Origin of the sequence: Burkholderia sp. AU30280 (assembly GCF_020420125.1) — a bacterium.
Lineage (GTDB): Bacteria > Pseudomonadota > Gammaproteobacteria > Burkholderiales > Burkholderiaceae > Burkholderia.
This window is the reverse complement of the sequence record NZ_JAIZRY010000006.1, coordinates 19,688-46,620: the sequence shown is the minus strand read 5'-3', so window position 1 is coordinate 46,620 and position 26,933 is coordinate 19,688. Positions and strand designations below refer to the sequence as shown.

23 protein-coding genes are annotated in these 26,933 nt (G+C 68.3%); 7 read left to right on the top strand and 16 right to left on the bottom strand.

The features are described from left to right. Nucleotides 1-287: 287 nt before the first annotated feature. Nucleotides 288-2,366 (bottom strand): TonB-dependent receptor, encoded by a 2,079-nt coding sequence (locus tag LGN17_RS15275; RefSeq protein WP_226197536.1) that lies wholly within the window; start codon nt 2,364-2,366, stop codon nt 288-290. A gap of 508 nt (nt 2,367-2,874) precedes the next feature. Here LGN17_RS15275 and adhP point away from each other — a divergent pair. After that, nucleotides 2,875-3,903 (top strand): alcohol dehydrogenase AdhP, encoded by a 1,029-nt coding sequence (gene adhP, locus LGN17_RS15270; protein WP_175953762.1) that lies wholly within the window; start codon nt 2,875-2,877, stop codon nt 3,901-3,903. 49 nt (nt 3,904-3,952) lie between these two features. Here adhP and LGN17_RS15265 read toward each other — a convergent pair whose 3' ends face one another. Together LGN17_RS15265 and LGN17_RS15260 are read right to left on the bottom strand one after the other, a co-directional pair. Continuing rightward, on the bottom strand, nt 3,953-4,384 hold the full coding sequence (locus tag LGN17_RS15265) for a MarR family winged helix-turn-helix transcriptional regulator (protein WP_226197535.1): 432 nt from the start codon (nt 4,382-4,384) through the stop codon (nt 3,953-3,955). After that, nucleotides 4,381-5,298 (bottom strand): serine aminopeptidase domain-containing protein, encoded by a 918-nt coding sequence (locus LGN17_RS15260; protein WP_226197534.1) that lies wholly within the window; start codon nt 5,296-5,298, stop codon nt 4,381-4,383. Before LGN17_RS15260 ends, LGN17_RS15265 begins: the two co-directional genes overlap by 4 nt. 318 nt (nt 5,299-5,616) lie before the next feature. Between LGN17_RS15260 and LGN17_RS15255 the strand changes: the two genes are divergently transcribed. Beyond that, the gene (locus LGN17_RS15255; RefSeq protein ID WP_226197533.1) at nt 5,617-6,564 is read left to right on the top strand and encodes an ABC transporter substrate-binding protein; all 948 of its coding nucleotides are present in this window, start codon (nt 5,617-5,619) and stop codon (nt 6,562-6,564) included. 52 nt (nt 6,565-6,616) lie between these two features. Continuing rightward, complete coding sequence (locus LGN17_RS15250; RefSeq protein ID WP_226197532.1) at nt 6,617-7,711, top strand: LLM class flavin-dependent oxidoreductase; 1,095 nt, start codon at nt 6,617-6,619, stop codon at nt 7,709-7,711. Between the two features lie 99 nt (nt 7,712-7,810). Here the strand turns inward: LGN17_RS15250 and LGN17_RS15245 are convergent, their stop codons facing one another. The 11 genes from LGN17_RS15245 to LGN17_RS15190 all read right to left on the bottom strand — a co-directional run bounded on the left by LGN17_RS15245 (nt 7,811) and on the right by LGN17_RS15190 (nt 19,155). After that, nucleotides 7,811-8,743 (bottom strand): ABC transporter substrate-binding protein, encoded by a 933-nt coding sequence (locus LGN17_RS15245; protein WP_226197531.1) that lies wholly within the window; start codon nt 8,741-8,743, stop codon nt 7,811-7,813. A gap of 34 nt (nt 8,744-8,777) precedes the next feature. After that, nucleotides 8,778-10,568 carry an amino acid ABC transporter permease/ATP-binding protein gene (locus tag LGN17_RS36720; RefSeq protein WP_319000829.1) on the bottom strand — a complete coding sequence of 597 codons (1,791 nt, stop codon included), beginning with the start codon at nt 10,566-10,568 and terminating at the stop codon, nt 8,778-8,780. A gap of 64 nt (nt 10,569-10,632) precedes the next feature. Continuing rightward, nucleotides 10,633-11,985 carry an LLM class flavin-dependent oxidoreductase gene (locus LGN17_RS15230; RefSeq protein WP_226197530.1) on the bottom strand — a complete coding sequence of 451 codons (1,353 nt, stop codon included), beginning with the start codon at nt 11,983-11,985 and terminating at the stop codon, nt 10,633-10,635. A gap of 7 nt (nt 11,986-11,992) precedes the next feature. After that, nucleotides 11,993-13,042, bottom strand: coding sequence for an LLM class flavin-dependent oxidoreductase (locus tag LGN17_RS15225; RefSeq protein WP_226197529.1), 1,050 nt, complete (start codon nt 13,040-13,042; stop codon nt 11,993-11,995). A gap of 48 nt (nt 13,043-13,090) precedes the next feature. Beyond that, nucleotides 13,091-14,038, bottom strand: a complete 948-nt coding sequence (locus LGN17_RS15220; protein WP_226197528.1) for an ABC transporter substrate-binding protein — start codon at nt 14,036-14,038, stop codon at nt 13,091-13,093. A gap of 54 nt (nt 14,039-14,092) precedes the next feature. Next, a complete protein-coding gene (locus tag LGN17_RS15215) occupies nt 14,093-14,653 on the bottom strand; it encodes a GNAT family N-acetyltransferase (protein ID WP_175953741.1) in 561 nt (186 codons plus the stop codon). Between the two features lie 311 nt (nt 14,654-14,964). Continuing rightward, nucleotides 14,965-15,366 carry a type II toxin-antitoxin system MqsA family antitoxin gene (locus LGN17_RS15210; RefSeq protein ID WP_226197527.1) on the bottom strand — a complete coding sequence of 134 codons (402 nt, stop codon included), beginning with the start codon at nt 15,364-15,366 and terminating at the stop codon, nt 14,965-14,967. Further along, complete coding sequence (locus LGN17_RS15205) at nt 15,363-15,617, bottom strand: type II toxin-antitoxin system MqsR family toxin (protein WP_226197849.1); 255 nt, start codon at nt 15,615-15,617, stop codon at nt 15,363-15,365. The genes LGN17_RS15210 and LGN17_RS15205 overlap by 4 nt, the downstream gene beginning before the upstream one ends. 156 nt (nt 15,618-15,773) lie before the next feature. After that, nucleotides 15,774-16,808 carry a succinylglutamate desuccinylase/aspartoacylase family protein gene (locus LGN17_RS15200; RefSeq protein WP_226197526.1) on the bottom strand — a complete coding sequence of 345 codons (1,035 nt, stop codon included), beginning with the start codon at nt 16,806-16,808 and terminating at the stop codon, nt 15,774-15,776. Between the two features lie 265 nt (nt 16,809-17,073). Further along, complete coding sequence (locus LGN17_RS15195) at nt 17,074-17,349, bottom strand: hypothetical protein (protein WP_226197525.1); 276 nt, start codon at nt 17,347-17,349, stop codon at nt 17,074-17,076. A 255-nt stretch (nt 17,350-17,604) separates the two neighbouring features. Beyond that, the gene (locus LGN17_RS15190; RefSeq protein ID WP_226197524.1) at nt 17,605-19,155 is read right to left on the bottom strand and encodes a sensor domain-containing diguanylate cyclase; all 1,551 of its coding nucleotides are present in this window, start codon (nt 19,153-19,155) and stop codon (nt 17,605-17,607) included. On the opposite strand from LGN17_RS15190, the gene LGN17_RS15185 reads away from it, so the two are divergent. The 4 genes from LGN17_RS15185 to LGN17_RS15170 are packed head-to-tail and all read left to right on the top strand — an operon-like array spanning nt 19,154 to nt 24,487. Continuing rightward, nucleotides 19,154-19,666, top strand: a complete 513-nt coding sequence (locus LGN17_RS15185) for a hypothetical protein (protein WP_226197523.1) — start codon at nt 19,154-19,156, stop codon at nt 19,664-19,666. The genes LGN17_RS15190 and LGN17_RS15185 overlap by 2 nt on opposite strands. Next, the gene (locus LGN17_RS15180; RefSeq protein ID WP_226197522.1) at nt 19,663-22,539 is read left to right on the top strand and encodes a xanthine dehydrogenase family protein molybdopterin-binding subunit; all 2,877 of its coding nucleotides are present in this window, start codon (nt 19,663-19,665) and stop codon (nt 22,537-22,539) included. The genes LGN17_RS15185 and LGN17_RS15180 overlap by 4 nt, the downstream gene beginning before the upstream one ends. Continuing rightward, nucleotides 22,536-23,231, top strand: a complete 696-nt coding sequence (locus tag LGN17_RS15175) for a (2Fe-2S)-binding protein (protein WP_226197521.1) — start codon at nt 22,536-22,538, stop codon at nt 23,229-23,231. The genes LGN17_RS15180 and LGN17_RS15175 overlap by 4 nt, the downstream gene beginning before the upstream one ends. Further along, on the top strand, nt 23,228-24,487 hold the full coding sequence (locus LGN17_RS15170; RefSeq protein ID WP_226197520.1) for a cytochrome c: 1,260 nt from the start codon (nt 23,228-23,230) through the stop codon (nt 24,485-24,487). The genes LGN17_RS15175 and LGN17_RS15170 overlap by 4 nt, the downstream gene beginning before the upstream one ends. A 90-nt stretch (nt 24,488-24,577) precedes the next feature. Here LGN17_RS15170 and pal read toward each other — a convergent pair whose 3' ends face one another. Together pal and LGN17_RS15160 are read right to left on the bottom strand one after the other, a co-directional pair. After that, complete coding sequence (pal, locus tag LGN17_RS15165) at nt 24,578-25,069, bottom strand: peptidoglycan-associated lipoprotein Pal (RefSeq protein ID WP_175953723.1); 492 nt, start codon at nt 25,067-25,069, stop codon at nt 24,578-24,580. 409 nt (nt 25,070-25,478) lie between these two features. Next, nucleotides 25,479-26,690: a porin gene (locus LGN17_RS15160; protein ID WP_226197519.1), complete on the bottom strand. Its 1,212-nt coding sequence runs from the start codon at nt 26,688-26,690 to the stop codon at nt 25,479-25,481. Nucleotides 26,691-26,933 lie beyond the last annotated feature (243 nt).

The window sequence follows — 26,933 nt, the reverse complement described above, 5'->3', positions numbered from 1 at the left end:
GATCAAGAATCGGTGGAGTGCCCGTGATTAAAAGGTTTATACGTGGAATTTGAAACCGGTTTTCTTTGGTGAAACAAAAGCTGTCGTTTTGCTAATAATAGTATGATGAATTTGTTTCGATTTATCGATGAATGCCGGAATGTGGTTTCGACTGAATCGGGTAGGGAACCGGTTCGCGTCGTCGGCGAGTGCCGCGCGATTGCCGGTAATGGCGGATAAACGGAATTTCGCGGCGGGCAGGGGTGCCGGAAAGTGGCCCGCGGCGGGCGCCGCGGGCCGTGAGAGGGTCAGAACGTGGTGCGCAACCCGGCCATCACGCTGCGGCCGCCTTCCGGTGCGAAGCCGCGTACGACCGAGGTCGAATAGCGGATTTCCTGGTTCGTCAGGTTGTCGCCGCGCAGGTAGGCGAGCCAGTGCGTCGGGCCGACGCGGAACTTGTAGGTGAGCATCACGCCGAGCGACGTGTAGCCGTCCGTCGAAAAGTCGTTCTCGGGCACGCGATGCTGCGACCACGCATGCGTGACTTGCGCGCGCGCGCCGAACGGGCCGTAGCCGTAGTCGGCCGCGAGCGTCGCGCGCAGCGGCGCGATGCGCGGCAGCGGCTGGCCCGTGTCGACGTTGCGAGCGTGCGTGTAGTCGGCCGTCAGTTCCAGGTCGACCGTATGGCCGCGCCGCGCGAAGGCGCGCCACTTGCCGTCCAGCTCGATGCCGTAGAACTCGGCGCGCACGCCACGGTAGATCGCCTCGTTGAGCGAGCCGTCGGTACCGGGCGCGACCGGTTCGCCGTCGTCGTTCACCACGCGGCCCGTGTTGTACTCGGTCAGGTAGTTCGAGAAGCGGTTGTAGAACACGCCGACGCTGCCGCGATTCGGGCCGCTCGCGTAGCGCAGCGACAGGTCGGTCGACACGGCCTTTTCCTTCGACGCGTTCGGGTTGCCGATCAGGAACTGGCCGGTCGCATCGTGCGGGCCGTTCGAATAGAGTTCGTAGAAGGTCGGCGCGCGTTCGGTGTACGCGACGTTGGCTGCCACCGACCACACGGGCGTCAGCGAGAACAGCGCGCCGGCCGACAGGCTGCCCGCGTTGAACTCGCGCGGCTGCGCTCCCGCGAATTTCTCGACGCCGGCCGGATCGGGATCGACCTTCACGTGCTCGAAGCGGCCGCCGAGGCTCAGCTTGAGCGCCGGGACGACCTGCCATTCCTCGAGGCCGAACAGCGCGACGCTGTTCGTGCGCGTGGACGGCACGAGCATCTCGTCGCCCAGTGCGGAGAACGTGTTCTGGCCGAACTGCACGCCGATCGCGCCTTCGAGCGGGCCGATCTTGCGATGCGTTGCCTCGATGCGCGCCTCGTAGCCGCGATTGCGGAAGGTGGTCGCGGTCTCGCCATTGTCGACTTCCTTGTGACGGTAGTCGGTGTACGCGAAGTCGAATTTCAGCTTCGTGAACGGCCCGCTCAGGTTGCGCAACTCGGACGCGAGTGCAAGGCGCTCCTGGCGCATCCGCAGTCGCACGTCGCTTTCCGCGACGGAGCCGTAGTTCGATTCGTAGCCGCTGTACGACAGGCCCGCGAAGCCGTCCGCCCACGTATACGACGCACCGGCCGAGCCGCCGTGCACGCGGCCGTCGCTGTTCGGAACGTTGCCATACGGCTGCGGCGTGTCGGGGCCGTCGATCGCGCGCTGTGCGCTGCTGCGCGCGTAGCCGGGAATCCGCAGCTTGCTCGTTTCGCGGTCGAACGCATCGACGTGGAACGCGAAGCGGCCATTGCCGCCTTCGACTTGCGCGGCGCCCGCGCGCACCGAGTTTGCGCCGCCGTAGCGCGCGTCGAGCGCACCCGTCACGCCCTCGATCGCTTCGCGCGGAATCCGGTTGTCGATCGTGTTGACGACGCCGCCCACCGCGTTGCCGCCGTACAGCAGCGCGGCCGGGCCGCGCACGATCTCGACGCGTTCGATCGACAGCGGATCCTGCGGCACCGCATGGTCGTACGACAGCGACGACGCGTCGTAGGCCGCGACGCCGTTCTGCAGCAGCCGGATCCGGTCGCCGTCCATCCCGCGGATGATCGGGCGGCCGACCATCGGCCCGTAGGTGGTGGTCGATACGCCGGGCAGCCCGTTGAGCGTCTCGCCGAGCGAATCGGCCTGGCGGCGTGTCAGCGCATCGCCGGAAAGCTGGACGGTCGGCGCGATCAGTTCGTTGTCGCCGAGCGGGTTCGCGGTCACGAAGATCGGGGCGAGCGCGGTGGCCGGTGGCGTGCCGGACCCGGCGGGCGTATCGGTCTGCGCGTGCGCGACGGCGGCGAACAGCATCAGCGAAAGGGACGAGAGCGGGCGAAGCGGTAGACGAGGGAGGTCACGCATGGTCGGTGAATCGGTTGGAATCGGATCGGATAACGAGCGATGCGGGTCACCGCTGGATACGATATATTGTTGCGTCTGCGACGCGCTGTGACCCGTTGGAACATGGCTCGGCGAGGCTCGGCCACCCGCAGGAGAACGGCGTCAGGCGGGCGAGCACGTGAAATGATATGTTATATCATTTCAAATTCCAAGCAAGATGACAGGGTTTTGTCGGATTTCTGTCGGATGAGTGAAATGGCAGCGGGAGCGGCGGGGCGCGCCCGCGCGGGGTTCTGTCCGGACGTCCAGGTTGTGAACCTGAGCGGAACGCTTGTCCGTTGACCACGCTGAGGTCGCCGCCCGCGTTCGGTGCGCGGGCCTGACGGGGTGCGATCCGGCGTCGCGCCCCGGTGCGACGCCTTGAAGCCGCGGCCATCGCCGTGCATCGTCCCGCGCGTTGATACGTATCAACGTCCTTCGAGTCCGAATCCGGATACTGGATCGCCTACCGACCAGGCAGGAGCGATCCATGACCCAAACCATGAAAGCGGCCGTCGTGCACGCATTCGGCGAACCGCTACGCATCGAGGAGGTGCCCGTGCCGACGCCGGGGCGCGGCCAGATCCTCGTCAACATCCAGGCATCGGGCGTGTGCCATACCGATTTGCACGCGGCCGACGGCGACTGGCCGGTCAAGCCGTCGTTGCCGTTCATTCCGGGCCATGAAGGCGTGGGCATCGTCGCGGCGGTCGGCGCGGGCGTCACGCATGTGCGCGAAGGGGATCGCGTGGGCGTGCCCTGGCTCTATACGGCCTGCGGCCATTGCGAGTACTGCTACACGGGCTGGGAAACGCTGTGCCATGACCAGCAGAACACCGGCTATTCGGTGAACGGCAGCTACGCGGAATACGTGCTGGCCGATCCCGACTACGTCGGGCATTTGCCCGCGCAGGTTGCGTTCGACGAGATCGCGCCGATCCTGTGCGCGGGCGTCACCGTCTACAAGGGCATTCGCGTCACCGATACGCGCCCGGGCCAGTGGCTCGCGATTTCCGGTATCGGCGGCCTCGGGCACGTGGCCGTGCAGTACGCGCGCGCGATGGGCCTGCACGTCGCGGCCATCGACATTTCACCCGACAAGCTCGCGCTGGCGCGGCAGCTCGGCGCACAACTGACGATCGACGCGTCGATCGACGATCCGGCCAAGGTCATCCAGAAGGAGATCGGCGGTGCGCACGGCGTGCTCGTCACGGCCGTGTCCCGCAGCGCGTTCGCACAGGCGCTCGGGATGGTTCGGCGCGGCGGCACGGTGGCGCTCAACGGCTTGCCACCCGGCGATTTCCCGTTGCCGATCTTCTCGACCGTGCTGAACGGCATCACCGTGCGCGGGTCGATCGTCGGTACGCGGCGCGACCTGCAGGAATCGCTCGATTTCGCGGCCGACGGCCTGGTGCGCGCGCACATCCATCGCGACCGGCTCGGCAACATCAACGACGTGTTCGCGAAACTGCGCGCAGGCAAGGTCGACGGGCGCGTCGTGCTGACCGACATGCATTGATGCGCTGCACGCAGCGCGTGACGTCGATGGAGCGACGTCGCCGCGCTGCTCATCGTTCCGCCGGAAACCGCTCCTGCAGCGCATGCAGCCAGCGCGCGACGACATCGAGTTCGTCGTCGGAAAACCCGTCGCACAGCTTGCCGTTGAGTTCGCGCAGCAGCACGCGTGCACGCTTGAGTGCCGCGCGGCCTTCGTCGGTCAGGTACAGGCGCGTCGCACGGCCGTCGTCCGAATCGGCATGACGCGTGATCAGGCCGGCTTTCGCCATCCGGTCGGCGAGCCCCGTCATCGCGGACGGCGCAAGCTGCAGCGCGGCGCCGACTTCGCCGATCAGCGCGCCATCCTGTTTCGCGAGGCAGAACAGCGCGCCGGCCTGCGCGGCGCTCGCGCGCGTCTCGGTCTCCGCCTTGCGGTCGATCCAGCGCTGCACGCGCCGCTGGCCGATGTTCAACAGGAAAAACAGTCGTCGGTCTTCGCTCAAGCTGGGTTCCCGGCTGCAATGGAAAGGGAGGGACGGCCCGCGGCGCGCGGCGTGTCCAGTGCCTGCGCGAGCCAGTCGGCCACGCCGGGCCACAGCACGGTGCCGGGGCGGCTGCGGAAGAAGCCCATGTGCCCGACCGGGCCGCTGCCCGCCACGTGCGGATCGATCTGGCGGCGTTCGACCGTCGCGCGGGTCAGATAGCTTACCAGCAGCCCGATCGCGGCCGGGTTCGCCCACGGGTCGTCGTCGAAGCCGAGCACGAGGATCGGCAACTGCTGTTTCGCGTAACGCTCGGCCGCGCCGAGCGTCGGATCGTCGAAGAAATAGTGCGGCAGCGTCGTCCAGCGGCTCCATTCGCGGAACACGCCGGCCGGCATGTCCTCGCCGAGCCCGAGCCGCTTGCCGGGCACGTAGCCGAGCAGCGCGGACATCAGCGGGCCGAGCACGCGCAGGATCAGCCGCACCTTCAGGCGTTCGGCCGCCTGCGCGATCAGCCGCGTGCTGCCCGCATGCGCGGCGACCAGCACGGCCGCGCGCAGGTGCGGCGTGGCGGCGGATAGCCCGATCGCATGCCCGCCGACGCTATGCCCGACCGCCAGCAGCGGCAAACCTGCGTACGCCTGCCGCGCCCACGCGGTCGCGCCGCCCACGTCGAGTTCCATCCAGTCGCGCATGCGGGCCTTCAGCGCACCCAGGCGCGCGGGCCGCGACGCGCCGATGCCGCGATAGTTGTAGGTGAGCGCCGCAAAGCCGCGTTCGGTCAGGAAGCGGGCGAAGCCCGCATACAGCCGCTCCGGCACGGCCGTCGCCGGATGGATCAGCACCAGCGCGCGCGGCTCGGCGTCCGGCGACCACAGCGTGCCGCGCAGCGCGTAGCCGTCGGCGGCGGAAAACTCGATGGGTTGGGAGGTCACGGCCGTCCTCGTTCGGGTAGTTATTTCGTATACGAAATATAGTGCGTGATTTATTTCGTGCACGAAATATCTGTCGAGGATTCATTCGAACCGGGTTTCCGTGAGCGCGACGGGCGGGATCCGGCGACGCCGGTCACGTCATAAAATGTTTGCATCTTTGCATAGAAGAATATTGCGTTTGTTTCATGATGAAGATCGACGTATCGTCACCGGTTCCATCCATTCCGCCGGCCGCCGTGCACGGCGGATCGCGAGGCGCCGCCATCGCGCGGCCGTTTGCCAACCCTCCGGGAGATCACGTTGTCGAGCCGAATCGTCATGGCGCTCTTGCTGGCGCTTGCCGCGCAGCCGGGCATTGCCAAAGACACCGTCACGCTGCGCGTCGGTGAACAGAACTACTTCAACATCCAGGCGTCGATGGAGGCGTCCGGCGTGCTGAAGGACCTGCCTTACACGATCGAGTGGAAGCATTTCCAGGCCGCCGCGCCCGTTGCCGAATCGCTGAACGGCAATGCGATCGACGTCGGCTTTCTCGGCGATTCCGCGCTGCTGACGCTGGCCGCGCGCGGCGCGCCGGTGAGGGTCGTCGCCGTGTCGAGGCAGAGCCTCGACGGCGTCGCGATTCTCGTACCGAAGAACTCGCCGGTGCGCACCGTGGCCGACCTGCAAGGCAAGACCATCGCCGTGTGGCGCGGTGCGTGGAGCCAGCAGCTCGTGCTGCGCGCGCTCGAACACGCGGGCTTGCGCGCGGATTCGGTCAAGTATGCGTACCTGATGCCGATCGATGCGACCAACGCGTTCGCGAACGGCTCGGTCGACGCCGTGTCGCTGTGGGAGCCGTTCGTCAGCACGCTCGCGTTGCGACAGGGTGCGCGGCCCGTGACGACCGCGCAGGGGCTGATGCCGGCGCTGAGCTTCGTGGCCGCGAACGAGCAGGCCGCCTCCGCCAAGCGCGCCGAGATCACCGATTTCCTGCGACGCGTCGTGGCCGCGCGCCAGTGGGTCGACAGCCACCCGCGCGAGTATGCGGACCTGTGGGCGAAGCGCGCGAAGCTCGAGCCCGACGTTGCGTACCGCTGGCTCGACAACGCGAAGCAGCGCGTCGGCCCGGTCGACGAGACAGCCGCGAAGGACGCGCAGAACACGGCCGACTTCCTGCACAAGGCCGGCGTGATTCCGGCCGCGTACGACACGTCGAAGCTGCTCGACCGCTCGTATGCGGGCGCGTTCGCGGCGCCTGCGCAGAAGGCGGCCGCCGCGCAGTAAGCGGGCCACTCCGGCCACGATTTCCGATCGAGAACCACGAGGATTCCCCGACATGCCAGTCGACATCATCGGCATGATCACCGCGACGCCCGGCGCGGAGGTCGACGTACCGGGCGGCGCCGCCGTCCAGCCCGACTACGTGCGCCGCTTCGCGCAGGCGCACGAGGCCGCCGGCTTCGACCAGATCCTGGTCGGCCATTTCAGCAACGCGGCGGACGGTTTCATCGTCGCGTCGTTCGCGGCCGCCGCGACCGAGCGCATCCGCATCCTGCTCGCGCATCGGCCGGGCGTGATCGTGCCGTCGGCCGCCGCGCGGCAGGTCGCGACGCTCGACGTATTCAGCGGCGGCCGGCTCGCGCTGAACGTCGTGTCGGGCGGCGACGATACGGACCTGCAGCGCGACGGCGATTTCGTGCCGCACGATGCGCGCTACCGCCGCACCGGCGAATATCTCGACGTGCTGAAGCGGATCTGGCAGGCCGACGCACTGGTCGACCACGACGGTGCGTTCTACCGGCTGCGCGGCGCGTCGCCGCTCGTGAAGGGCGTGCAGCGGCCGCACGTGCCGATCTATTTCGGCGGGTCGTCGCCGGCCGCGCTGGCGGTCGCGGGCGAGCATGCCGATGTCTACATGACGTGGGGCGAGCCGCTCGCGTCGGTGCGCGAGCAGATCGCACGCGTGCGTGAGGCCGCCGCACCATTCGGGCGTGCGCCGCGCATCAGCGTGTCGTTCCGGCCGATCGTCGCCGACACCGAGGCTGCCGCATGGGAGAAGGCCGAGGCGATCCGCGCGCGCGTACGCGCGGCACGGCTCGCGAACGGCCAGCCGATCGCCGGCCATGCGCCGCAGAATGCGGGTTCGCAACGGCTGATGGCGGCCGCCGCGCAGGGCGACGTGCTCGACGAGCGGCTGTGGATGGGCGTCGCGAACCTGACCGGCGCGCGCTGGAATTCGACCGCGCTGGTCGGCACGCCGGAACAGGTTGCGCGGGCGCTCGGCGCGTATTACCGGTTGGGCGTGTCGACGTTCCTGATTCGCGGGTTCGATCCGCTGGACGATGCGCTCGATTACGGGCGTGACCTGATTCCGGCGATTCATGCGCAGGTCGCGGAGCTTGACCGGTCGCGCGCGGCGGTGACGGCGTAGGCTCGGCGCTCCACCCAACGGCGTTGTGTCGCGCACCCCGGCATGGCCGACATGGAATGCCGGGGCGATGTCGTGTCGGGCATCGTCCTGTCAACGCGCTCAGAACGACGGCAACCCCGGCGGATTGGTTTCGGCGCGCGCGATCGCCTCGCTCTGCAAGCCCCAGCGCGCGAGCGCCTGCCCATAGCGGCCACTCGCGATCAGCGCGTTCGTCGCCAGCGTCAGCGCGGGCGCGAGCCCGCTGCCGCGCCGCGTCGCGATCGCCACGTCGGCATTGGCCGGCCAGCCTGCATTGACGACGCCGACGCGGCGGATCCTGCCCGTGCGCGCGGCCTCGTACGCGAGCGACGCGTTCGGGTTCAGCTCCGCATCGGCACGGCCCGACAGCAGCGCGACGCGCGCGGTCGCATCGTCGTCGAAATAGAGCAGCTCGGCCGGCTTCAACCCCTGCGCCACGTTGCGCTTGTTCCATTCGAGCAGGATGCGCTCCTGGCTAGTCCCCGCGCCGGTGATGATGCGCAGGCCGGCGATATCCTTCGGCTCGGCGATCTTCGCGATCGGGCTGCCGGTGCGTACATAGAAGCCGTGCAGCCCGAGCCGGTAGGTCGTGAAATCGTATTTCTCCTTGCGCTTCTCGGTCACGCCGACGTTCGAGATCACCGCGTCGTACTTGCCGGACGTGAGCCCGAGCGGCCAGTCGGCCCACGCGATCGGCAGCAGCACGAGCGCGCGGCCGAGCGTGTCCGCGACGAGCTGCGCATAGTCGGGATCGGCGCCGACCACGGTGCGCGCATCGGTCGCGTAGGTCGACACGGGCGGCGCGTGCGGTGAAATCGCGACCGTGAACGCGCCGTCGCGCACCCAGCGGTAGCCGGCCGCCGCGCGGATCGCCGCATCGTCGGGTGGCGCGCGCAGGCGGCCGGCCTGGCGCGGGTCGAGGTCGGCCGTGGCGGCGGCCGCGTTCGCCGCGTGCCACGGCAAGCCCGCCGCCGCGACCAGCGCGGCGGTCATGAACCGGCGTCGGTCGGTCATCGTGCGGACCCTCGCGGGTCGGGCGCGGCGCGCATCACAGCACCCTCGACAGGAACGCACGCGTACGCGGATGCGACGGCGCGTCGAGCACGGCGGCCGGCGGCCCGGCTTCGACGATGCGCCCGCGCTCCATGAACAGCACGTTGTCCGCGACTTCGCGCGCGAAGCCGATCTCGTGCGTGACGATCACGAGCGTCGTGCCGGAACGCGCGAGTTCCTTGATCACGTCGAGCACCTCGTTGACGAGCTCGGGATCGAGCGCCGACGTCGGCTCGTCGAACAGCAGCACCTTCGGACGCAGCGCGAGCGCCCGCGCGATCGCGACGCGCTGTTGCTGGCCGCCCGACAACTGGCGCGGGTACGCATCGGCTTTATCCGCGAGACCGACACGCGCGAGCAGCGTGCGGGCGATGCGCTCGGCGGCGTCGCGCGAGACGCCGCCCACGACGACCGGCGCCTCGACCAGGTTTTCGAGCACTGTCAGGTGCGGGAACAGGTTGAAGTTCTGGAACACCATCCCGACGGCGGTGCGCCGTATCAGCACGTCGCGTTCCTTCAGCTCGTGGAGCACGTCGCCGTCGCGGCGATAGCCGATCAGTTCGCCGTCGATGTCGATGAAGCCGTCGTCGACGCGTTCGAGATGGTTGATCGTGCGCAGCAGCGTCGACTTGCCCGAGCCCGACGGCCCGACGATCACGGTCACGCTGCCCCGCGGGGCGACGAACGACACGTTGTCGAGCACGCGCTGCATGCCGAACTGCTTCGAGACGCCATGCACGGCCACTTCGCCGCCGGCGCGCGGTGCGACGGCGGTCGCGGCGTCGTGATCGCCCTCAGCCTGCGCGACCGATGCCGCGTGACGGGACGTGACGCGCCGCCACAGCACGCCGATGCGTGCGAGCGCGAACGTGAGTACCGACGGCGGCGGGTTGCGCAGCGCGCCGCGCGCATAGTGCCGCTCGACCTGCACCTGGATGGCCGACAGCACGGTCAGGATGATCAGGTACCAGACGGTGGCGACCATCAGCAGCGGAATCACTTCGAGATTGCGGCGATAGATCACCTGTACCGTATAGAACAGCTCCGGCATCGCGAGCACGTAGACCATCGACGTGCCTTTCGCGAGCGAGATCAGGTCGTTGAACGCGGTCGGCAGGATCGCGCGCATTGCCTGCGGCAAAACGATCCGCGTGGTCTGGCGGCCGCGCGGCAGCCCGAGCGCGGCGGCCGCTTCGAGCTGCCCCTGGTCGACCGCGAGAATGCCGCCCCGGATCACCTCCGCGGAAAACGCCGCGTGGTGCAGCGTGAGGCCGAGCACGGCGGCGAGGAACGGACTGATCAGGTCGGTCGTCGGCGTGTCGAACCACACGATGTCGGTGAACGGCACGCCGAGCCGCACATGCTCGTACAGGTAGCCGAGGTTGTTCAGGATCAGCAGCAGCACGATCAGCGGAATCGAGCGGAACAGCCACACGAAGGTCCATGCGCTCACCGACAGCAGCCGCGAACGCGACAGCCGGGCCAGTGCGACGAACGCGCCGAGCACGAGGCCGAATACCGCGCCGAGCAGCGTCAGCACCAGCGTGCGCGCGAGCCCCGACAGCACCGGCGGCGACAGGAACCATTCGGCGAACACCGGCCAGCCCCATTGCGGGTTGCCGAGGATCGAATGCAGGACGATCGCGATCAGCGCGACGGCGAGCACGGAGCCGGCCGTGCGCGACCGGTGGCGCGCGGGCACGATCCGGAAACGCGTGCCGGCGTCGCGCGCGCCGGGGGAAGAGAGCGGCGGCAGCGCGCCGCCGAGGTGGGTCGTATCGCTCATGTCGGTGGAGATCCTCGAATCGGTCGGGCGGGCGCGCCGCGCACGGGCGGCGCGGCAGCGGGCATCAGGCGTGCGCTTCGGCCGCCGTTTCGCGCGACGCATCGGGCGCCGCGTGGCGACTGGCCTTGCGCGGCAGCCCGAGGTGGTCGCGCAGCGTTGCACCGGGCAGGTCGCGGCTGTAGCGGCCGCGCGCCTCGAGCGCCGGAATCACGAGTTCGACGAAATCCTCGACGCCCTGCGCCTGCACCGCGAAGCCGAGGATGAAACCGTCGCCCGCGCCCGCGTCGTGCCAGCGGATCAGCTCGTCGGCGACATGCTCGGCCGTGCCGATGAAGTTCGGGCGCGGCGTGGCGACCGCGAGCGCCGTCTCGCGCAGCGACTGGCCTTTGCGCTTCGCGTCGGCCTTGATCCGGTCGGTGGTCGAGCGGAAGCTGTTGCGGCCGAGCTCGCCGAGTTCCGGGAAGGGCGCATCGAGCGCGTACTGCGTGAAATCGTGGTGATCGAAATAGCGGCCCAGGTACGCGAGCGCCTCGTCGATCGTCAGCAGGTTGCGGATCGCCTGGTATTTGTCCTCGGCCTCGGCCGCCGTGCGGCCGACGATGGGCCCGATGCCGGGGAAGATCTTCACGTCGCTGCCTTGCCGGCCGTGCTCGATCGCGCTCTGCTTCACGCGCCGCGTGAACGCGGCCGTTTCGTCGAGCGACGGCGAATGCGTGAACACGGCATCCGCATACTTGCCCGCGAGCCCGATGCCGGTGTCGGACGAACCGGCCTGGAAGATCACCGGCTGCCCCTGCGGCGAGCGCTGGATGTTGAGCGGGCCCGCAACCTGGAAGAAGCGGCCGTGGTGATCGAGCGTGTGGAGCTTGTCGCGGTCGAAGAAGCGGCCGCTCGCGCGGTCGCGCACGAATGCGTCGTCGTCCCAGCTGTCCCACAGGCCCTGCACGACGGCGAGGTATTCGTCGGCGATCTCGTAGCGCAGCTCGTGATCGGGATGCGCCTTGCCGAAATTCTTCGCGGTGCCTTCGAGCGGCGTCGTCACGACGTTCCAGCCCGCGCGCCCGCCGCTGATCGCATCGAGCGACGCGAGCTGGCGCGCGACCGTGAACGGCTCGCTGTACGACGTCGAGATCGTGCCCGCGAGCCCGATCTTCTTCGTCGCGACCGCGAGCGCCGACAGCACGGTCAGCGGCTCGAAGCGGTTCAGGAAGTGCGGGATCGACTTCTCGTTGATGTAGAGGCCGTCCGCGACGAACGCGAACGCGATGCCGGCGGCTTCCGCCTGGCGCGCGATGCCGATCGCGAAATCGAGGTTGATGCTCGCGTCCGGCGGGTTGCTCGGGTGCCGCCATGCGTTCATGTGGCTGCCTGCGCCTTGCAGCATCAGGCCGAAGGGGATCGATCGTCGGGTCGTCATGGGAGCGTCACGCGTCCTGGTCGGGGGAAAGGGAGCGGCCGGCCGCGAGGGCCGCCTGCAACGGCGTGGCCGACAGTGCGCCGCCGAGCCATTCGGCCGATGCGAGCCGCGCCGCGTAGTCGGTCACCGGCGAGTCGATCACGAACGCATCGACGTCGAGCCGCCGGCTCAGCGCATCGAGCGCGCGGTGGATGCGCTCGGGCGTATCGGCCAGCACCGTCGGGCGCAGCTCGTCGATCCGGTAGTCGGACGCGCCGCTCTGCCGCGCGAATTCGGCAGCCGCCTGCGCGCTGGCGAGATTGAAGCTCTGGCCGCCCGCGAACTGCAGCTTGAAGATCTTCAGCGGCCCGATCAGCTGCTCGGCCTCGTCGCGCGTCGGCGCGGCCACCGCGTACAGCGCGACCAGCGGTTTCGTGCCGCCCGCGCAGCGGTACGCGTCCAGCGAGCGTTCGAGGTTCGCGTCGTCGCCGTTGAAATGCCCCGCGTAGCAGAAGCGCCAGCCGTTGCGCGCGGCGAGCGCGCCGCTGTCCGGCGAGCCGCCGAGCAGGATGCGTTCGGGCGGCTGCGGCGGCACCGGCATCGCGACCGCGCCGGCGAGCGGGTGATTCTCGGCGACGCCCCAGCCGAGAAACGCGTCGAGCTCTGCCAACTGGCCCGCGAAGTCCGGCTTGCGCGCCTTGTCGTGGAACCACTGCAGCGCGCGGGTGGTCAGCGGCAACCCGCCGGGCGCCTTGCCGATGCCGAGATCGACGCGGCCCGGCGCGAGCGCGGCCAGCACCTTGAAGGTTTCGGCGACCTTGAACGGGCTGTAGTGCTGCAGCATCACGCCGCCCGAGCCGACGCGGATGCGCGACGTGTGCGCGAGCAGGTGCGCGACGACGATCTCCGGCGCCGAGCTTGCGAAAGCCGGCGTGCCGTGATGCTCGGCGACCCAGAAGCGCGCGTAGCCGAGCTGCTCGGCGCGTTGCGCGAGCGTCGTGGTGAAGCGCAGCGCGTCGGCGGCGTTCGCGCCGTCGGCGATCGGACTTTTGTCCAGCAGCGAAAGCGAATAAGACATGGTGGGCGACGTTCCTGCGTGAGCGTGGATGGATGGGGCGCGCGGCGCTCAGCTCTTCGGCAGCCCCGGCGGATTCGTGCGCGACTGGTCGATCGCTTCCGACGTGAGGTTCCAGCGGTCGAGCACCTGCTGGTAGCGGCCGTTCTTGATCAGCCCGTTCAGAGCGGCGGTGAGCGGATCGGCGAGACCGCTGCCGCGGCGCGTCGCGATCGCGATGTCGGCCGTGCGCGGCCAGCCCCCGCTGATCGCGCCGACGAGGCGCGTCTTGCCTTGCTGCGCGCTCTGGTACGCGAGCACCGAGTTCACGCTGAACACGGCATCGGCGCGGCCCGACTGCACGGCGACGATGCGCATCGCCTGGTCGTCGTAATACTGGATCTGCACGGGTTTCAGCCCGTGCGCGACGTTCTCGCGATCCCAGGCGAGCAGGATCTTCTCCTGGTTGGTGCCGGCGTCGGTCACGACGCGCAGCCCCGCGACGTCCTTCGGCTCGCGGATCGCCTGGATCTTGCTGTCGTTGCGCACGTAGAAGCCGACCAGGTCGTGGCGGTACGACGAGAAATCGAACTTCTGCTTGCGCTCCTCGGTGACGGTGACGTTCGAGATCACCGCGTCGACCTTCCCCGATTCGAGCGCGAGCGGCCAGTCGGCCCACGCGAGCGCAACGATCTTCAGCTTGCGGCCGAGGCTGTCGGACACGAGCTGGCCGACATCGGCGTCGAAGCCGATCACCGTGCGCGCGTCGGTCGCATACGAGCTGATCGGCGGCAGGCTCGGCGCGATGCCGATCGTCAGCGTGCCGGGCTCGGCGAACTTGAACGACGCGGGCACTGCGCGCTCGACGGCCGCATCGGCCGTGCCGCGCGGGCGGCCGCGCTGTTCGGGACTCAGGTCGAACGTTGCGGCGGCCGCGGCTGCGGCGAACACGGTCAGGCCGATCAGCGCGGTGGCGAGCGTGCGCGCGGCACGGGAAGAAAGCGGTACGGCTCGTTGCATGAAAGCGTCCTGTGGTGGCAAGCGGAGATCGGAGGGAGGCAGGGGCGGCCGCGGTCAGCGCGACAGCACCGGTTCGGGCACGGGCGCCCACAGGTCGGCCAGCGTCGACGTGCGCGACGGATCGGCGAGATCCTTGCCGAACCGCAGGTGGTCATACGCCTCGGGCGCGATCGACGAATCGAACAGCCGCGTATAGCCGGTGCGGTCGTACAGCGCCCAGGCTTCGGGCTGGCGAAAACCGGTGGTCAGGTAGACGCGGCGATAGCCTTGCAGCACGGCGCGCAGTTCGAGCGCCTCGACGATGAGGCGGGCGAGGCCCTGGCGGCGCAGGTCCGAGCGGGTCCAGATGCGCTTGAGCTCGGCGGTCTGCGCGTCGTAGCGCTTGAACGCGCCGCCGCCGATCGTTTCGCCGTCGCGCAGCAGCAGCACGAAGGCGCCTTCGGGTGGGGCGAACCGTTCGGCCGGGTAGCGTGCGAGCTCGTCGCGTGCCGACGCGCGGCTGTCGGGGCGATATGCGTGGTACCGGGTCGAATATTCGTCGATCAGCGCGTCGATCAGCGGCTGCGCGCGGACGTCCAGCGGCGTCGTGTCGATGAGGCGGTCGGTCGTGGCCATGGGCATCGCGAAGGGCGCGCGATGCGGACGTTCCTGGCGGGGTGCGGGCACGCGGCCCGTCCGGTCTGTTCCGTTATCGCGGCGCGGTTGTCGTGATGGCGGCGGCCGGTGCGTTTCCTGCTGCGATGCAGATGGCGGGCCGCCGCCGTTTTGAACACGTTAGCGGCGCGGCCGGCAAAGGCGAACGAAGCAATTTCGATAAGGATTTCGCGGCAGGCGTCAGAAGGCTTGCAGCGGGAGCGGGGTGCGGGCGGAAAGCGCATGCGTCGAAGGCCGTGCTTCACGCATGCGCACTGGTGAATGACGCGAGCCTACGCGGCCCGCACTTCGGCGAGCAGATCCGGATGACGATCCAGTATCCTGAGCAGCTTCACGAGGGCGAGCGGCGGGTTCGTCTTGCCGGTTTCGTAGCGGGAGAACGCGTTGACACCGCCACCGAATATCTCGGCCGCCTCGCGCTGATCCAGCATCAGCTTCTTGCGTACCTTCGCAATGTACTTCGGGTCGACGATGGTCGCGTTCACCTGCTTGTTGAATTCGGTTATCGCGTCGCCGAGACGGGTCGCCTCGTCGAGGTCGAGAACCGTCTCTCCGCAGGCCGGGCAGAAATCACCGGTGATATCGCGGACGACCGTCGATCGACCCTTGTACGTATAGGGAATGTCTCGTGTATCGCGGACCAGCTTGGCGGCACCGCAGGCAGGGCATTTCATTTCCACCGCTCCTTGAAAGACACGACCAGGACGTCGTCGACCACAGTCAGCTTCAGATACACGTCGCCACGCACGGTACGAGGCTTATATACGTCTTGCCAGATCGTATGGTCGGCATATGTCGTCATGCTCTTGTAGAAATCGTCGGCGGTCAGCGACATGACGATACCGACCGCCTCCCTTTCCGTAAAACCGAGTTGCCGGGCGCCCGATACCGCACTCGCGGTCAAACGCACGTTGCCGTTCTCGATGAGTGTTCTGACTCAAGACAGCTTGCAGTGAGGTGTGCTCTTTTCCATCTGCGATCATAACCAAAAGGGTTAATTTGTCAAGTTGGTTAATGGCGCACGCGTGCCGTCCGCCATGAATGGCAGACAGCACGGGAAAGAGATGAATCCGGAATTGGCCTATTGGCCGATGGTCGGCGCCGCGGACGGTTCGGCGAGCTGAAACAGGCAATCGCCGCGCCGCACCTGCGCGGGCACGCGCTTGCACACCACTTCGCCGTCGCCGTTGAACCGGTGCAGCACCGGCTCGCGCAGCGGCGTATCGGGGAAATGCACCCACGCGGCCGGCTGCCCGGCCTTCACCTGGTCGCCGAGTTCGACGAGCGGCTCGTACAGCCCGCGCTCGTATGCGTAGACGAAATGGCGATCGCCATCGACGCGCATGAAGCGCGGGACGGTCGGCGGCGCGTCGGGCACGAGCGGGCCGCGCAGCAGCCCGATATAGCCGAGGTAGTGCAGCAGCCCATGGCGGCCCATCCGGATCAGCGACGGATCGGCCATGCCCGCGCCGCCGAGTTCGGTCACGATCGAGATCGCGCCCTGCCGGCGCGCGGCCGATGCCGAATGGACAGGGTTCGGCGCGTGCAGCAGCGCGTTCTGCAACCCGAACGCGACCAGCAGCCCGTTGAGCTTCGCGGCTTCGTCGGCGTCGAGCGGATCGATCGCGAGCATGTTGCCGCCCTGGTATAGCAGCGAACTGCCGCCCGAATGCAGGTCGACCAGATACTGCGCGCGCGACAGCAGCGCATGCTCGATGTAGTGGGCGATCATCTGCGTCGGCGTGCCGGTCGGGTCGCCGGGGAAACTGCGGTTCAGGTTGCCTTCGTCGAGCGGCGACACGCGCAGGCCAGCATCCGCCGCGGGGAAATTCGCCATCGGCAGCAGGATCAACTGCCCGCTCACCATTTCGGGCTCGATCTCGCGCATCAGTTGCGACACGATGATCTGGCCTTCGTACTCGTCGCCGTGATTACCGGCCATCACGAGCGCGACCGGGCCGTCGCCGTTGCGGATCGACGCGATCGGGATCGGCAGCCAGCCGTACGCCGAGCGGTGCACGGAATGCGGCAGCCGCAGGTAGCCTGCGTGCTTGCCTTGCGCGTCGAGATCGATTTCGCAGTGGATGGGATTGCGGTGTGAGGAAGAGGCGGTCATGGCGGCATCGTTCGAGGAACGGAATCTGCCATCTTATCGGGAAACGACTGCTGCGCGCCGCGCCGGGTGGGGCAACGCCGAACGCCGAACGCCGAACGCCGTCAACCGGCAAGCGCATCAATGCGTACCCGCGAGTTGCAAAGCCGATGCGCGAAACCCCGTGCGATGTTGCAACGATGAACGGCACGCCGGTCGGCCGGCCGCATGCGGGCCTGATGTTTCGCGCCGGCCCTTTGCCGCGACAGGGCCGGCGCGTGCGGGCGGCTTAGCGGCCCGATGTTTCAGCTTCGAGACGTCCTTCTTCCCACAGTGCCCAGAAACGGCTGCCGGCGCGATACGGATTCGCGCGGCGCGCGCCGTGATCGGCGACGCCCTGGCGAAATGCGCCGTACAGCGTCAGCGGCGGATTGTCGACGCATCGGGCTTCGCGCACGGCCGGCATGCGGCGTTCGGAGACGAGCCGGCGGATCAGCGATGCGCCGTCGAGCACATCCAGTTCGTCGATGGTTTCGCTACGGCTGAGGACTTCGACGGTATTCATGTTGGGTCTCCCTGAAACCTGTTTTCCTGACAGGGAGCAATAAGAGTGCCAGGTCGGAAAAGCCTGGGACGGCGTCGATCGTGCCGCCTTCTGCGGCCAACGTGACGAGTGGCGAGCGGCGATGTTACGGAACACGTCACGTGACACGCGAACGTGCGACGCCACGTGCGGCGACGCAAAGCGTTTCGGAGTTGAATCGTCGGGGGATGCGGAGGCGCGTGAAAGCGGGAGATGCAGCCGGCGCGCGCGGGCAGGTCAGCTTGCGGTGACGGGCGTGACCCGGCTGCTGCCGCTCGAATAGAAGCGGTAGATGCCCTTGCCGGCCGACTTCGCGTCGTACAGCGCGCTGTCGGCCTGCCGGATCAGCTCGTCGGGGGAGCCGTGCCCGTCGTCGAGCGCGATGCCGATGCTGATCCCGAGGCTCACCGTCTCGCCGATCGACAGCGTGTACGGCGCCGAGATCTGCCGGATGATGCGGGCGGCGAGAAGCGAGCAAGCGTGCATCGTCGTGTCGTCGATCGCGACGACGAATTCGTCGCCGCCGATTCGCGCGGCCAGCTCGCCGGGCGGCAGCGTCTTGCCGAGCCGCGCGGCGACCTGCGTCAGCACGTCGTCGCCGGCCTGGTGACCGAACCGGTCGTTGATCGCCTTGAAGCCGTCGAGGTCGAGATACATGACGGCGAGCGAGGGGCCCGGCACGCGCGGCCGGTGCGCGAGCCTCCGCTTGAGCTCGGCATGCAGTTCGTGGCGGTTCGGCAAACCCGTCAGCGCGTCGTGCCGAGCGAGATGCCGGATGTGCTGCTCGGTCAGGCGGCGCGTGGTGACGTCCTCGACGATGATCACCGCGTTGCCGTCCGGCACGCGGTGGCGTGTCAGTTCGAGCTGGCGGCCGTCGGCGAGCACGATATCGAACGGCTCCGGTTCGTCGCGGGTCAGCCAGACATCGCACTGCGCGGCGAGACCGGCGCCGCCGGGATCGCACATGGCGTTCGTGCCGAGCGCGGCGACGACGTCGGCCAGCGGCGTATCGAGCATGATCTCGCGCGGCGAGCCAAACAGCTGCGCGGTGCGGCGGTTCGCGACGATCACGCGCGTCTCGCTGTCGATCATGCACAGGCCGTGCGGCATGTAGGTGAGGGCGGCATCGAAGTGAGCGACGAGTTCGGCGTTGCGCTGGCGCGCGGCGATCAGTGCGACGAGCACGCGGTAATGGCGCTGGACGACCGTACGCATGGCCGCGAGATAGATCGCGAGCGGCGGCAGCAGCAGCCACGCGCCCGGCCGGTCCGCCAGCACGGCACCGAGGCCGATCGGCAGCACGCCGAGGGTGACCTGCGTCATCGCGAGCCGCGGTAGCGCCGAATTGCGCGATGCGATCCCGCCGAATACGCCGCCCGCGACCATCACCGACAGCGTGCCGAGCTCGACGTCGACGGCGTCCACGCAGCCCATCACGCCGAGGCCGAGCACGTAGCACGCGGCGAGCGACACGGGCGCATAGCGCCTCGCCCAGTATTCGGCACGATCGTCGCCGGCGTCGCGGCGCACGGTGTAGGCGTGCACGATCGCGAGCCGAGCGGCGAGCAGGCCGATGTCGACGATCAGCCAGACGAGACACCAGAGTTGCTGCAGCCGGATCAGCGCGACGGCCGCGACGAAGCCGCTCGCGAGCCCGGACATCGCCATCGGGCGGATATCCTCGAACAGCGTGACCAGCATCGACGGGCGCAACGCCGCCGTGACACGGTGGTTGCCGGAGGAAGGAGTGGCGAGAACGGAGTGCAGGAGAGATGTCCTGACTGCCATGGTTTTTAACCTCGACACGATGTCGCGTGATGCCGCGATGGCTGGCGGCATCCGCACGGCACATGGCGGAAGCCCGGCCAGGCCGGATGCGCACGACATTACCATGAAACACGCGCGGCGCGGGTTGCCCGGGCAGGCCGGCGGCAGCGGGCAACCCGCCGCCCGCCAGTCGTCGACCACGCCCGCGAACGTCGTGCGCATTCGCCGGTGCAGGGGCGGCATCGTTGCGAACCGCATGCGTCGCGGCGACCGGCAGGAGACCGGCAGTCATGCACCGTCGGGCGCGGTCAATACGATCGAAACCGCTGCGAACGGGTGCGCGATGCAGACGAATCGCATCCCGCGACCGGCTGCCGCCGCCCGGCTGAATCCCGTTATAAGAAATTCAATAAGTATTTCATGCGAGAAATACTATAGGCGATATATCAAAAACAATGCCAGAATGCGCGCCGCTCCGAACGTCGCGACACCCGATCGCCGTCCGAGCCGCCTCAGGAGGTTCCCCCAATGAAAAACCACGGCCTGTCACGGCGGGGTTTTCTGAAAGCCAGCGTGCTGGCGGGCGTCGCGGTGTATGTCGCGCCCCTTGGCAGCCGCGCATTCGCGGCGCTCTTCGAAGAAAAACTCCTCACCCCGGTCAAATGGGATAGCGTCACCGGCATCCCCCAGTTCCGCATCGACGGTATCGCGAAGGTCACGGGCTCGAAAGTGTTCGCCCGTGACGTGCGCGCAGCCGACATGCCGCACTGGCCGCAGCAGCAGTCGCATGCGCTGATCCTGCGCGTCACGCAGGCCGACCGCACGTACGAAGGCTTCGACCTGTCGCTGCTCGGCGACGACCTGAAGCCGGACCGCGTGGTCACGGCCGACGATCTCGTGCGCGACGGCGTCGCGTTCCCGGCGTTCTACGGCGACGACATGCTGCTGCCGGCCGGCAAGACGCCCGCGTATCTCGGCCATGCGGTCGCGATCCTCATCTACCACGACTTCGCGCGTTTCCGCTTTGCGAAGAACGCGCTCAAGTTCCGCGACGACGTGATCCGCTACGGCGCGGTCACGGGCCCGCTCGAGCGCGATCCGTGGGGCACCTTCCGCTACGTTCGGGTGGGCGGCAAGACGGCCTATGACGACGACGTCTATTCGAGCCTGAAGGACGCGCCGATCTTCCCGAGCATGATGCGCAAGCACCTGCCGGTATGGCCGGACGGCAAGGAGCACGGCAAGCTCGACGAGCAGGGCATGTTCCTGGCCGGGCAGATCGCCGGCGAGCTCGACCATCCGCCGGCCGACTGGCTCGTGTTCGACCGCGAGTACAGCACGCAGTCGGTCGATACGGCCGCGCTCGAGCCGGACAACGCGAACTGCTGGTACGACGCCGAGACGCAGTCGCTGCACCTCGTCGTGCCGACCCAGTCGCCGCTCGAAGTGGCGCAGAGCGCGGCCGAGATGGTCGCGAAGTGCCGCTTCCCGGTGAAGAAGCTGTTCGTGCATCCGTGCTACACGGTCGGCTACGGCTCCAAGGATCACTTCAACGTGCCGTTCTACGGCCTCGTCTGCGCGCTGTACGCGGACGGCCGCCCGGTGCGTTTCGCGAACGACCGCTACGAGCAGTTCCAGACGTCGCTGAAGCGTCACGCGTTCAAGATGCATTACCGGATCGCGGTGGACCGCAACACGGGCCTGCTGCAGTCGTTCAAGGGCGACTTCGAGGCGAATGGCGGCGGGCGCTGCAACTTCTCGCCGTCGGTCGCGATGGTGGGCGCGACGGCCGCGCAATCGATCTATTACTTCCCGAAGAGCGACCTCGCCGCGGTCGCGATTGCATCGCGCGCGATCGATGCCGGCTCCGCACGCGGCTACGGCACGCTGCAGAGCATGGCGGCGACCGAGATGGCGGTCGACGAGATCGCCGCGCAACTGAACATCGACCCGATCGATTTCCGCTTGCGCAACGCGCTGCGTTCGGGGATGAAGAACACGCAGGGCGCGATTCCCGCCGGCGCGCTGCGCGTCGACGAGGTGCTCGAGCGCGCGAAGCAGCATCCGCTGTGGACGCACCGCGCCGCACGCAAGGCCGACTACGAGGCCGCGAATCCGGGCAAGCGCTACGGCGTCGGCTTCGCCTGCGTGCAGAAGGATTTCGGCACGGGGGCGGAAGCATCGTTCGCGAAGGTCGAATTCGACGAGAACGGCAAGGTGTCGCTGCAGCACACGGCGGCCGAGATCGGCACCGGGATGTCGACGTCGCAGGCCGTCGCGGTCGCGAAATGGCTGGGCCGCCCGGCAACGGACGTGCGCGTGGCCCTGACCGAATGGCCGGACCTGCCGGTCGAGACCAGCGGCGATCCGTACCTCATGTCACAGGCCGACCAGGATCGGCTGAGTGCGAACCCGCGCTGGTCGCCGAGCTATGCGTCGCCGTCGAGCGCGACGAACTCCGCGTATTACTTCACGCACAGCACGCGCGAAGCCGCGCGCGCGGTGTTCCGCTACGGCCTGTGGCCGGCCGCGATGTCGATCTGGACGCGCGGCCTCGGCGGAGGCCAAGCGGCGCCGTATACGATCCGCATCGAGGACGCGCGCTGGGTCGACGGCAAGCTGACCGCCGACGGCCTCGAGCCGCTGTCGTTCGAGCAGCTCGCGAAGCAGGCGCATGCGCTCGGCTTGCCGACCGGCGCCGTCGTGCACGTGTTCAACCGCTGGCAGTGGACCGACGCCGAGTTCGAAGTGGGCGGCGCGGTCGAGCGTTTGCCGATCGACGGGCTGTCGCTGCGCGTCGGCGCGCCGAAGACGGGCGACGACGGCCCGGTGCCCGGCACCGCCGCACCGGCCGGCGCGACCGCGATGCACGGCACGCTGGCGCCGACCGCGAACGGCTACCGCGTGCTGGACCGCAAGCGCGTGTTCATTCCGCCGACGAGCCGCAACAACGCGGCCGTCACGTACTACACGGCAGTCGGCACGCTGGTCGAACTGGCCGTGCACGAAGCGACCGGCAAGGTCGAGCTGCTCACGCACCACTCGATCATGGAATGCGGCAACCAGATTTCGCCGCAGCTCGTGTCGGGCCAGTTGCAGGGCGGTCTCGCGATGGGTATCGGCCACGCGCTGCACGAATACCTGCCGCTGTATGAAGACGGCCCCGGCAACGGCACGTGGAACTTCAACCGTTATCAGCTGCCGCGCGCGTCCGACGTCGCCGTCTGGACGCAGACGGGCGACGTGTTGCCGCCGCTGTCCGAGACCGATCCGCCGAAGGGCGTCGCCGAAGTGGTGATGATTCCCGTCGTCGGCGCGATCGTGAACGGCATCGCGCACGCGATCGGCCATCGTTTCACCGACCTGCCGGTGACCCCGCAAAAGATCCAGGAGGTGCTCGCATGACGACCGCCCAACCCGCGGCTTCGGCCGCGAGCGCCAGCGCCGCCGCGACCGGCGCTTCGGCGCCGAGCGCGGCTTCGGCCGCACCGGCCTCGGCTCCGGCAGTGCCGGCATCGGCTCCGGCCGCTGTCGAGCGTCCGCTCGTCCGGTTCCAGTCGAAGCCGCTGTCGATCAATATCAACGGCAAGTCCGTCGGCCCGATGCAAGTGCCGGAAGGGCTGATGATGATCGAGTTCCTGCACGAATACGCGGGCCTCACCGGTTCGCGGCTCGGCTGCGGGCAGGGCATCTGCCACGCGTGTGTCGTGATCGTCGACAAGCCGGACGGCACGAGCGAGGAAATGCGCACGTGCATCACCGGCGCGCACTTCTTCCATGGCCGCTCGATCCGCACGATCGAAGGTCACGCGAAGCGCAACGAAGCGGGCGAAGTGGTCGAGCTGTCGCCGATCCAGCAGAAGTTCCTCGAGCATTTCAGCTTCCAGTGCGGCTACTGCACGCCGGGCTTCGTCAATGCGGCAACCGTGCTGATCGAACGCCTGAAGCGCGAGCCGATTGCGAAGGCCGACGTCGAGCGCACGATCACCGAGGCGCTCGACGCGCACCTCTGCCGCTGCACGGGCTATGTCCGCTACTACGAAGCCGTCAAGGACGTGGTGCTGACGACGCCGGGACTCGTGAAGGACGCCGCATGAAACGCACATTCGCTCATCGTGTCGCGCGGGCAGCGGGCCGCCCCGTGCTCGCCGCGGCTTGCGCGCTGCTGCTCGCCGCGTGCGGCGGCCATGACGCACCGGCCTCGAACGCGGCGTCCGGCGCGCCTGGCGCCGACCCGATCGCGCGCGGCCGCTATCTCGTCAAGGCCGCCGATTGCGCGGCGTGCCACACCGCGAAGGACGGCGCACCGTTCGCCGGCGGCGCGCCCCTCGAATCGCCGTTCGGCACGTTCTACGGCTCGAACATCACGCCCGACAAGGATCACGGGATCGGCAACTGGAGCGCGGACGATTTCTACGCCGCGCTGCATGACGGCAAGGCGCCCGGCAAGCGCCTGTATCCGTCGATGCCGTACACGTCGTACCGTCAGCTCACGCGCGCCGATTCCGACGCGATGTACGCATACCTGAAGACCGTCAGGCCGGTCGCGCAGGAAAACCGCGAGCACGAGCTGAAGTTTCCGTACAACCTGCGTTTCGGGATGGTCTTCTGGGACAAGGTGTTCCTGAAGGACAGCCTGCCCGATGCCTCGGCCGGCCAGTCCGCCGACTGGCAGCGCGGCCGCTATCTGGCGGGCGCGCTCGGCCACTGCGCGGAATGCCATACGCCGCGCGCGTTCACGGGCCAGCTCGACAGCGCGAAGCCGTTCGCCGGCGCCGCGCTCGGCCGCGTGGCCGCGCCCGACATCACGCCGGCCGGCCTGGCCGCGCGCGGCTGGACGGGCGCCGACCTGCAGACGTTCTTCGGCGTCGGCATCGCACCGCAAGGCTCGGCATTCGGCGAAATGTACCCGGTCGTGCACCTGAGCACGCAGTACCTGACGAAGGACGACCTGCGCGCGTTGTCCGTGTACCTGCTGGGCGATACGCCGCCCGCGCCGCAGCCGGTGAAGCCGGTGTCGGCCGACGCCGCGCAACTCGCGGCCGGCCGCTCGGTGTATCTCGCGGTCTGCGCGGGCTGCCACGGCTTCAACGGCGAGGGCAAGCCGCACGTGGCGGTGCCGATGAACGGCAATTCGACGGTGCGCCAGGGCGACCCGCGCAACCTGCTGGTCGCGATGCTCGACGGCATCGGCGAGCAGAAGTTTGCCGGGTTCGAGAACCTGCAGCCGATGCCCGGTTTCGCGCCTACGCTGAGCGACGACGAACTCGCGCAGGTCGCGAACTACCTGCGTGCGACGTGGGGCGGCCAGCCCGCGAGCGTCACGCCGGCCGACGTGAAGGCCATGCGTTAAGTCGTGCCGCGGGGCGTCGCGTGCGATTCAGCCGGTTTCCGGTGCTCGCGCGGATACTGAAGCGAAGGCCGCCGTCGCGGCGGCCCGCGATCAACGATAGACGAGATCGGCGCGGCGGTTCTGCGCCCACGAATCCTCGTCGTGGCCGAGCGCGACCGGCTTTTCCTTGCCGAGGCTGACCGCCTCGAGTTGAGAGGCTTGCACGCCGAGCGTTTCGAGCGCGCTCATCACGGCCTGCGAACGGCGTTCGCCGAGCGCGAGGTTGTATTCGGACGTGCCGCGTTCGTCGGTATTGCCCTGGATCAGCACGTGCCGCGCCGGATGGCTGCGCAGGTAATCTGCATGCGCCTGCAGCAGCGACTGGTATTCGGGCTTGACGGAATACTGGTCGAAATCGAAGTAGATGCTGCGCTTCGCGAGCGGGCTGTTCGGATTGTTGAGCTCGTCGGCCGTCACCGTTGCGACGGCTTCGCTCGAGGGCGTCGGCGCCATGCCGGCATTCTCGGGCGTCTTGGCCGCGTGGTGGCAACCGGCCAGCAGTACCACGGTTGCCAGGACCGCAAATCGGTTCGTTTTGCTCATCGTTCGTCTCCTGCGGTTGACTGCGTTGAACGCGTGGAGCGTGCGATCGGCACGTCCGTATCCGGCCGCAACAGCGCGAAAGGTCCGGCGCCATGACGTGAATCATGTTCGTAAGCCGGTGGTGCGCCATATGAAAGAGTGTTGCGACCGGAACGCCAAATCTCGGCGTCGCTGCAAACAGATTAGGAAAAATGTCACAGCGTGACCAGTTTCTCCGCATTTTTTTGCACCGACGCGACAGCCGGGCGGCATTCTTGCCGCCGTGCTCGGTGCGGGCGATGCCCCGGCGACAAGGCCGCGCACGGGCGCGGCCTTTCCGGCCCGGGCCACGACGATCGGGCGGTGCGGGAATGCATGCCTGTCGCGGTCGGCGCAGCGGCGTTGCGCTGCGCCGCTCCGTGTCGCGTCGTCAGAACTTGTGCCGCAGCCCCAGTGCGACGACGACCTGGTTGCTGTTAGCCGACGGCGTCAGCGTCCACACGGTCGCGTTGAACGCGGGATTGCCATTGCCGCCGCTCACGCTCTGGTAGACGCCTTCGAGATACGCATCGGTGCGCTTCGACAGCACATAGTCGGCTTGCGCCACGACCTGGTTCCATTTCGGGCGCGTCTGGCCGGTGCGCGTGTCGAAGCGACCCATCGTGTACGTGTATGCGGCCGAGAGGCTCAATGCGCGGGTGACGGAGAAGCGCCCGTCGACCGCGAAGTTGTCGAACACGAGCGATTCACCCTTTAGCGGCGCGATGTTGCCGCCCTGGAGCACGCCCGTCACGCCGTCGGTGGCCGAGTGCGACCACGCGACGCCGACCGAATGCGGCCCGAAGGCATAACGGCCGGCCGCGGACCAGATCTGCTGGTTGCCGCCGGTGATCGTCGCCGAGCCGTCGACCGTGCTGAGTGCGCCATTCGGGTTCGGCGCATTGCGGTCGCGGCTGATCTTCAGGTAGCCGGCGCCGAGCTTCAGCGGCCCGTTCTCATACGACACGCCCGCGCTCCATGCCGCGTTGTTGGAGAACTGGCCGGCCGTGTTCGAGAACCCGTACATCGCGCCGAACCTCAGCCCGCGGTACGTCGGGCTCATGTACTTCACCGCGTGGTTGATGCGCAGGTTGCGGTTCGAATCGTCGTTGTCGTACGGGTGCACCGCGAGGTTGCCGCCCCAGCCGGGGCCGGACGCGCCGAGCGGTGTCACGAAATCGAGGATCAGGTCGTACTGGCGGCCGAACGTGAGCGCTCCGGCCGTCTTCGAACTCAGGCCGATCCATGCCTGGCGGCCGAACATGTCGACGCCTTTCTGCGACAGCGCGCCGGTGGTGCCCGAAAAGCCGTTTTCGAGCGTGAAGACCGCGGCCGTCCCGCCGCCCAGATCCTCGCGGCCGCGCAGCCCCCAGCGTGCCGCGTTCAATGCGCCGCTCGTCATCGCGACGGCGCCGCTACCCGGCGAGCCGGCGCCGTGCGTGCGCTGATTGGTCGCGTAGGTGATCGACGTGTCGACCAGGCCGTACAGCGTCACGCTGCTCTGTGCGTGTACGTCGCCCGACGCGAGGGCGGTCAGGCAGGTGGCAATGGCGGTCCCCGCGAGTCGAGTGCTGGCGTGATTGTTCATCTTGTAGGAATGCATAGGAGTTTTTATCGTTTTCCCGGCCTGGCGGCCGGCGGATCGAGCGGCCATTATTGGAGATCGTGCGCGGGTCGATTAAGGCGTTGCACAGGAAAGGTCCTCTGCGAAATCGCGCAGAATCGCGGCGAGGCGGAGGGGGCGATGTTCAGGCGGCGGGCGGGGCGGCCGGCCGTCGACGTGCTCGGGCACGCTTTGGCCGCGACGGGCACGCGATGTTCGCGGCCGATCGCGCGATACCGCTCT

What these genes read in the sequence shown, in the direction of transcription:
- LGN17_RS15230 (WP_226197530.1), bottom strand. Translation starts at nt 11,985, where the DNA reads ATGACGACCCGACGATCGATCCCCTTCGGCCTGATGCTGCAAGGCGCA.
- LGN17_RS15175 (WP_226197521.1), top strand. Translation starts at nt 22,536, where the DNA reads ATGACGACCGCCCAACCCGCGGCTTCGGCCGCGAGCGCCAGCGCCGCC.
- LGN17_RS15160 (WP_226197519.1), bottom strand. Translation starts at nt 26,690, where the DNA reads ATGCATTCCTACAAGATGAACAATCACGCCAGCACTCGACTCGCGGGG.
- LGN17_RS15180 (WP_226197522.1), top strand. Translation starts at nt 19,663, where the DNA reads ATGAAAAACCACGGCCTGTCACGGCGGGGTTTTCTGAAAGCCAGCGTG.
- LGN17_RS15255 (WP_226197533.1), top strand. Translation starts at nt 5,617, where the DNA reads ATGGCGCTCTTGCTGGCGCTTGCCGCGCAGCCGGGCATTGCCAAAGAC.
- LGN17_RS15210 (WP_226197527.1), bottom strand. Translation starts at nt 15,366, where the DNA reads ATGAAATGCCCTGCCTGCGGTGCCGCCAAGCTGGTCCGCGATACACGA.
- LGN17_RS15195 (WP_226197525.1), bottom strand. Translation starts at nt 17,349, where the DNA reads ATGAATACCGTCGAAGTCCTCAGCCGTAGCGAAACCATCGACGAACTG.
- LGN17_RS15185 (WP_226197523.1), top strand. Translation starts at nt 19,154, where the DNA reads ATGGTTTTTAACCTCGACACGATGTCGCGTGATGCCGCGATGGCTGGC.
- LGN17_RS15245 (WP_226197531.1), bottom strand. Translation starts at nt 8,743, where the DNA reads ATGACCGACCGACGCCGGTTCATGACCGCCGCGCTGGTCGCGGCGGCG.
- LGN17_RS15275 (WP_226197536.1), bottom strand. Translation starts at nt 2,366, where the DNA reads ATGCGTGACCTCCCTCGTCTACCGCTTCGCCCGCTCTCGTCCCTTTCG.
- pal (WP_175953723.1), bottom strand. Translation starts at nt 25,069, where the DNA reads ATGAGCAAAACGAACCGATTTGCGGTCCTGGCAACCGTGGTACTGCTG.
- LGN17_RS36720 (WP_319000829.1), bottom strand. Translation starts at nt 10,568, where the DNA reads ATGAGCGATACGACCCACCTCGGCGGCGCGCTGCCGCCGCTCTCTTCC.
- LGN17_RS15225 (WP_226197529.1), bottom strand. Translation starts at nt 13,042, where the DNA reads ATGTCTTATTCGCTTTCGCTGCTGGACAAAAGTCCGATCGCCGACGGC.
- adhP (WP_175953762.1), top strand. Translation starts at nt 2,875, where the DNA reads ATGACCCAAACCATGAAAGCGGCCGTCGTGCACGCATTCGGCGAACCG.
- LGN17_RS15170 (WP_226197520.1), top strand. Translation starts at nt 23,228, where the DNA reads ATGAAACGCACATTCGCTCATCGTGTCGCGCGGGCAGCGGGCCGCCCC.
- LGN17_RS15250 (WP_226197532.1), top strand. Translation starts at nt 6,617, where the DNA reads ATGCCAGTCGACATCATCGGCATGATCACCGCGACGCCCGGCGCGGAG.
- LGN17_RS15200 (WP_226197526.1), bottom strand. Translation starts at nt 16,808, where the DNA reads ATGACCGCCTCTTCCTCACACCGCAATCCCATCCACTGCGAAATCGAT.
- LGN17_RS15220 (WP_226197528.1), bottom strand. Translation starts at nt 14,038, where the DNA reads ATGCAACGAGCCGTACCGCTTTCTTCCCGTGCCGCGCGCACGCTCGCC.
- LGN17_RS15190 (WP_226197524.1), bottom strand. Translation starts at nt 19,155, where the DNA reads ATGGCAGTCAGGACATCTCTCCTGCACTCCGTTCTCGCCACTCCTTCC.
- LGN17_RS15215 (WP_175953741.1), bottom strand. Translation starts at nt 14,653, where the DNA reads ATGGCCACGACCGACCGCCTCATCGACACGACGCCGCTGGACGTCCGC.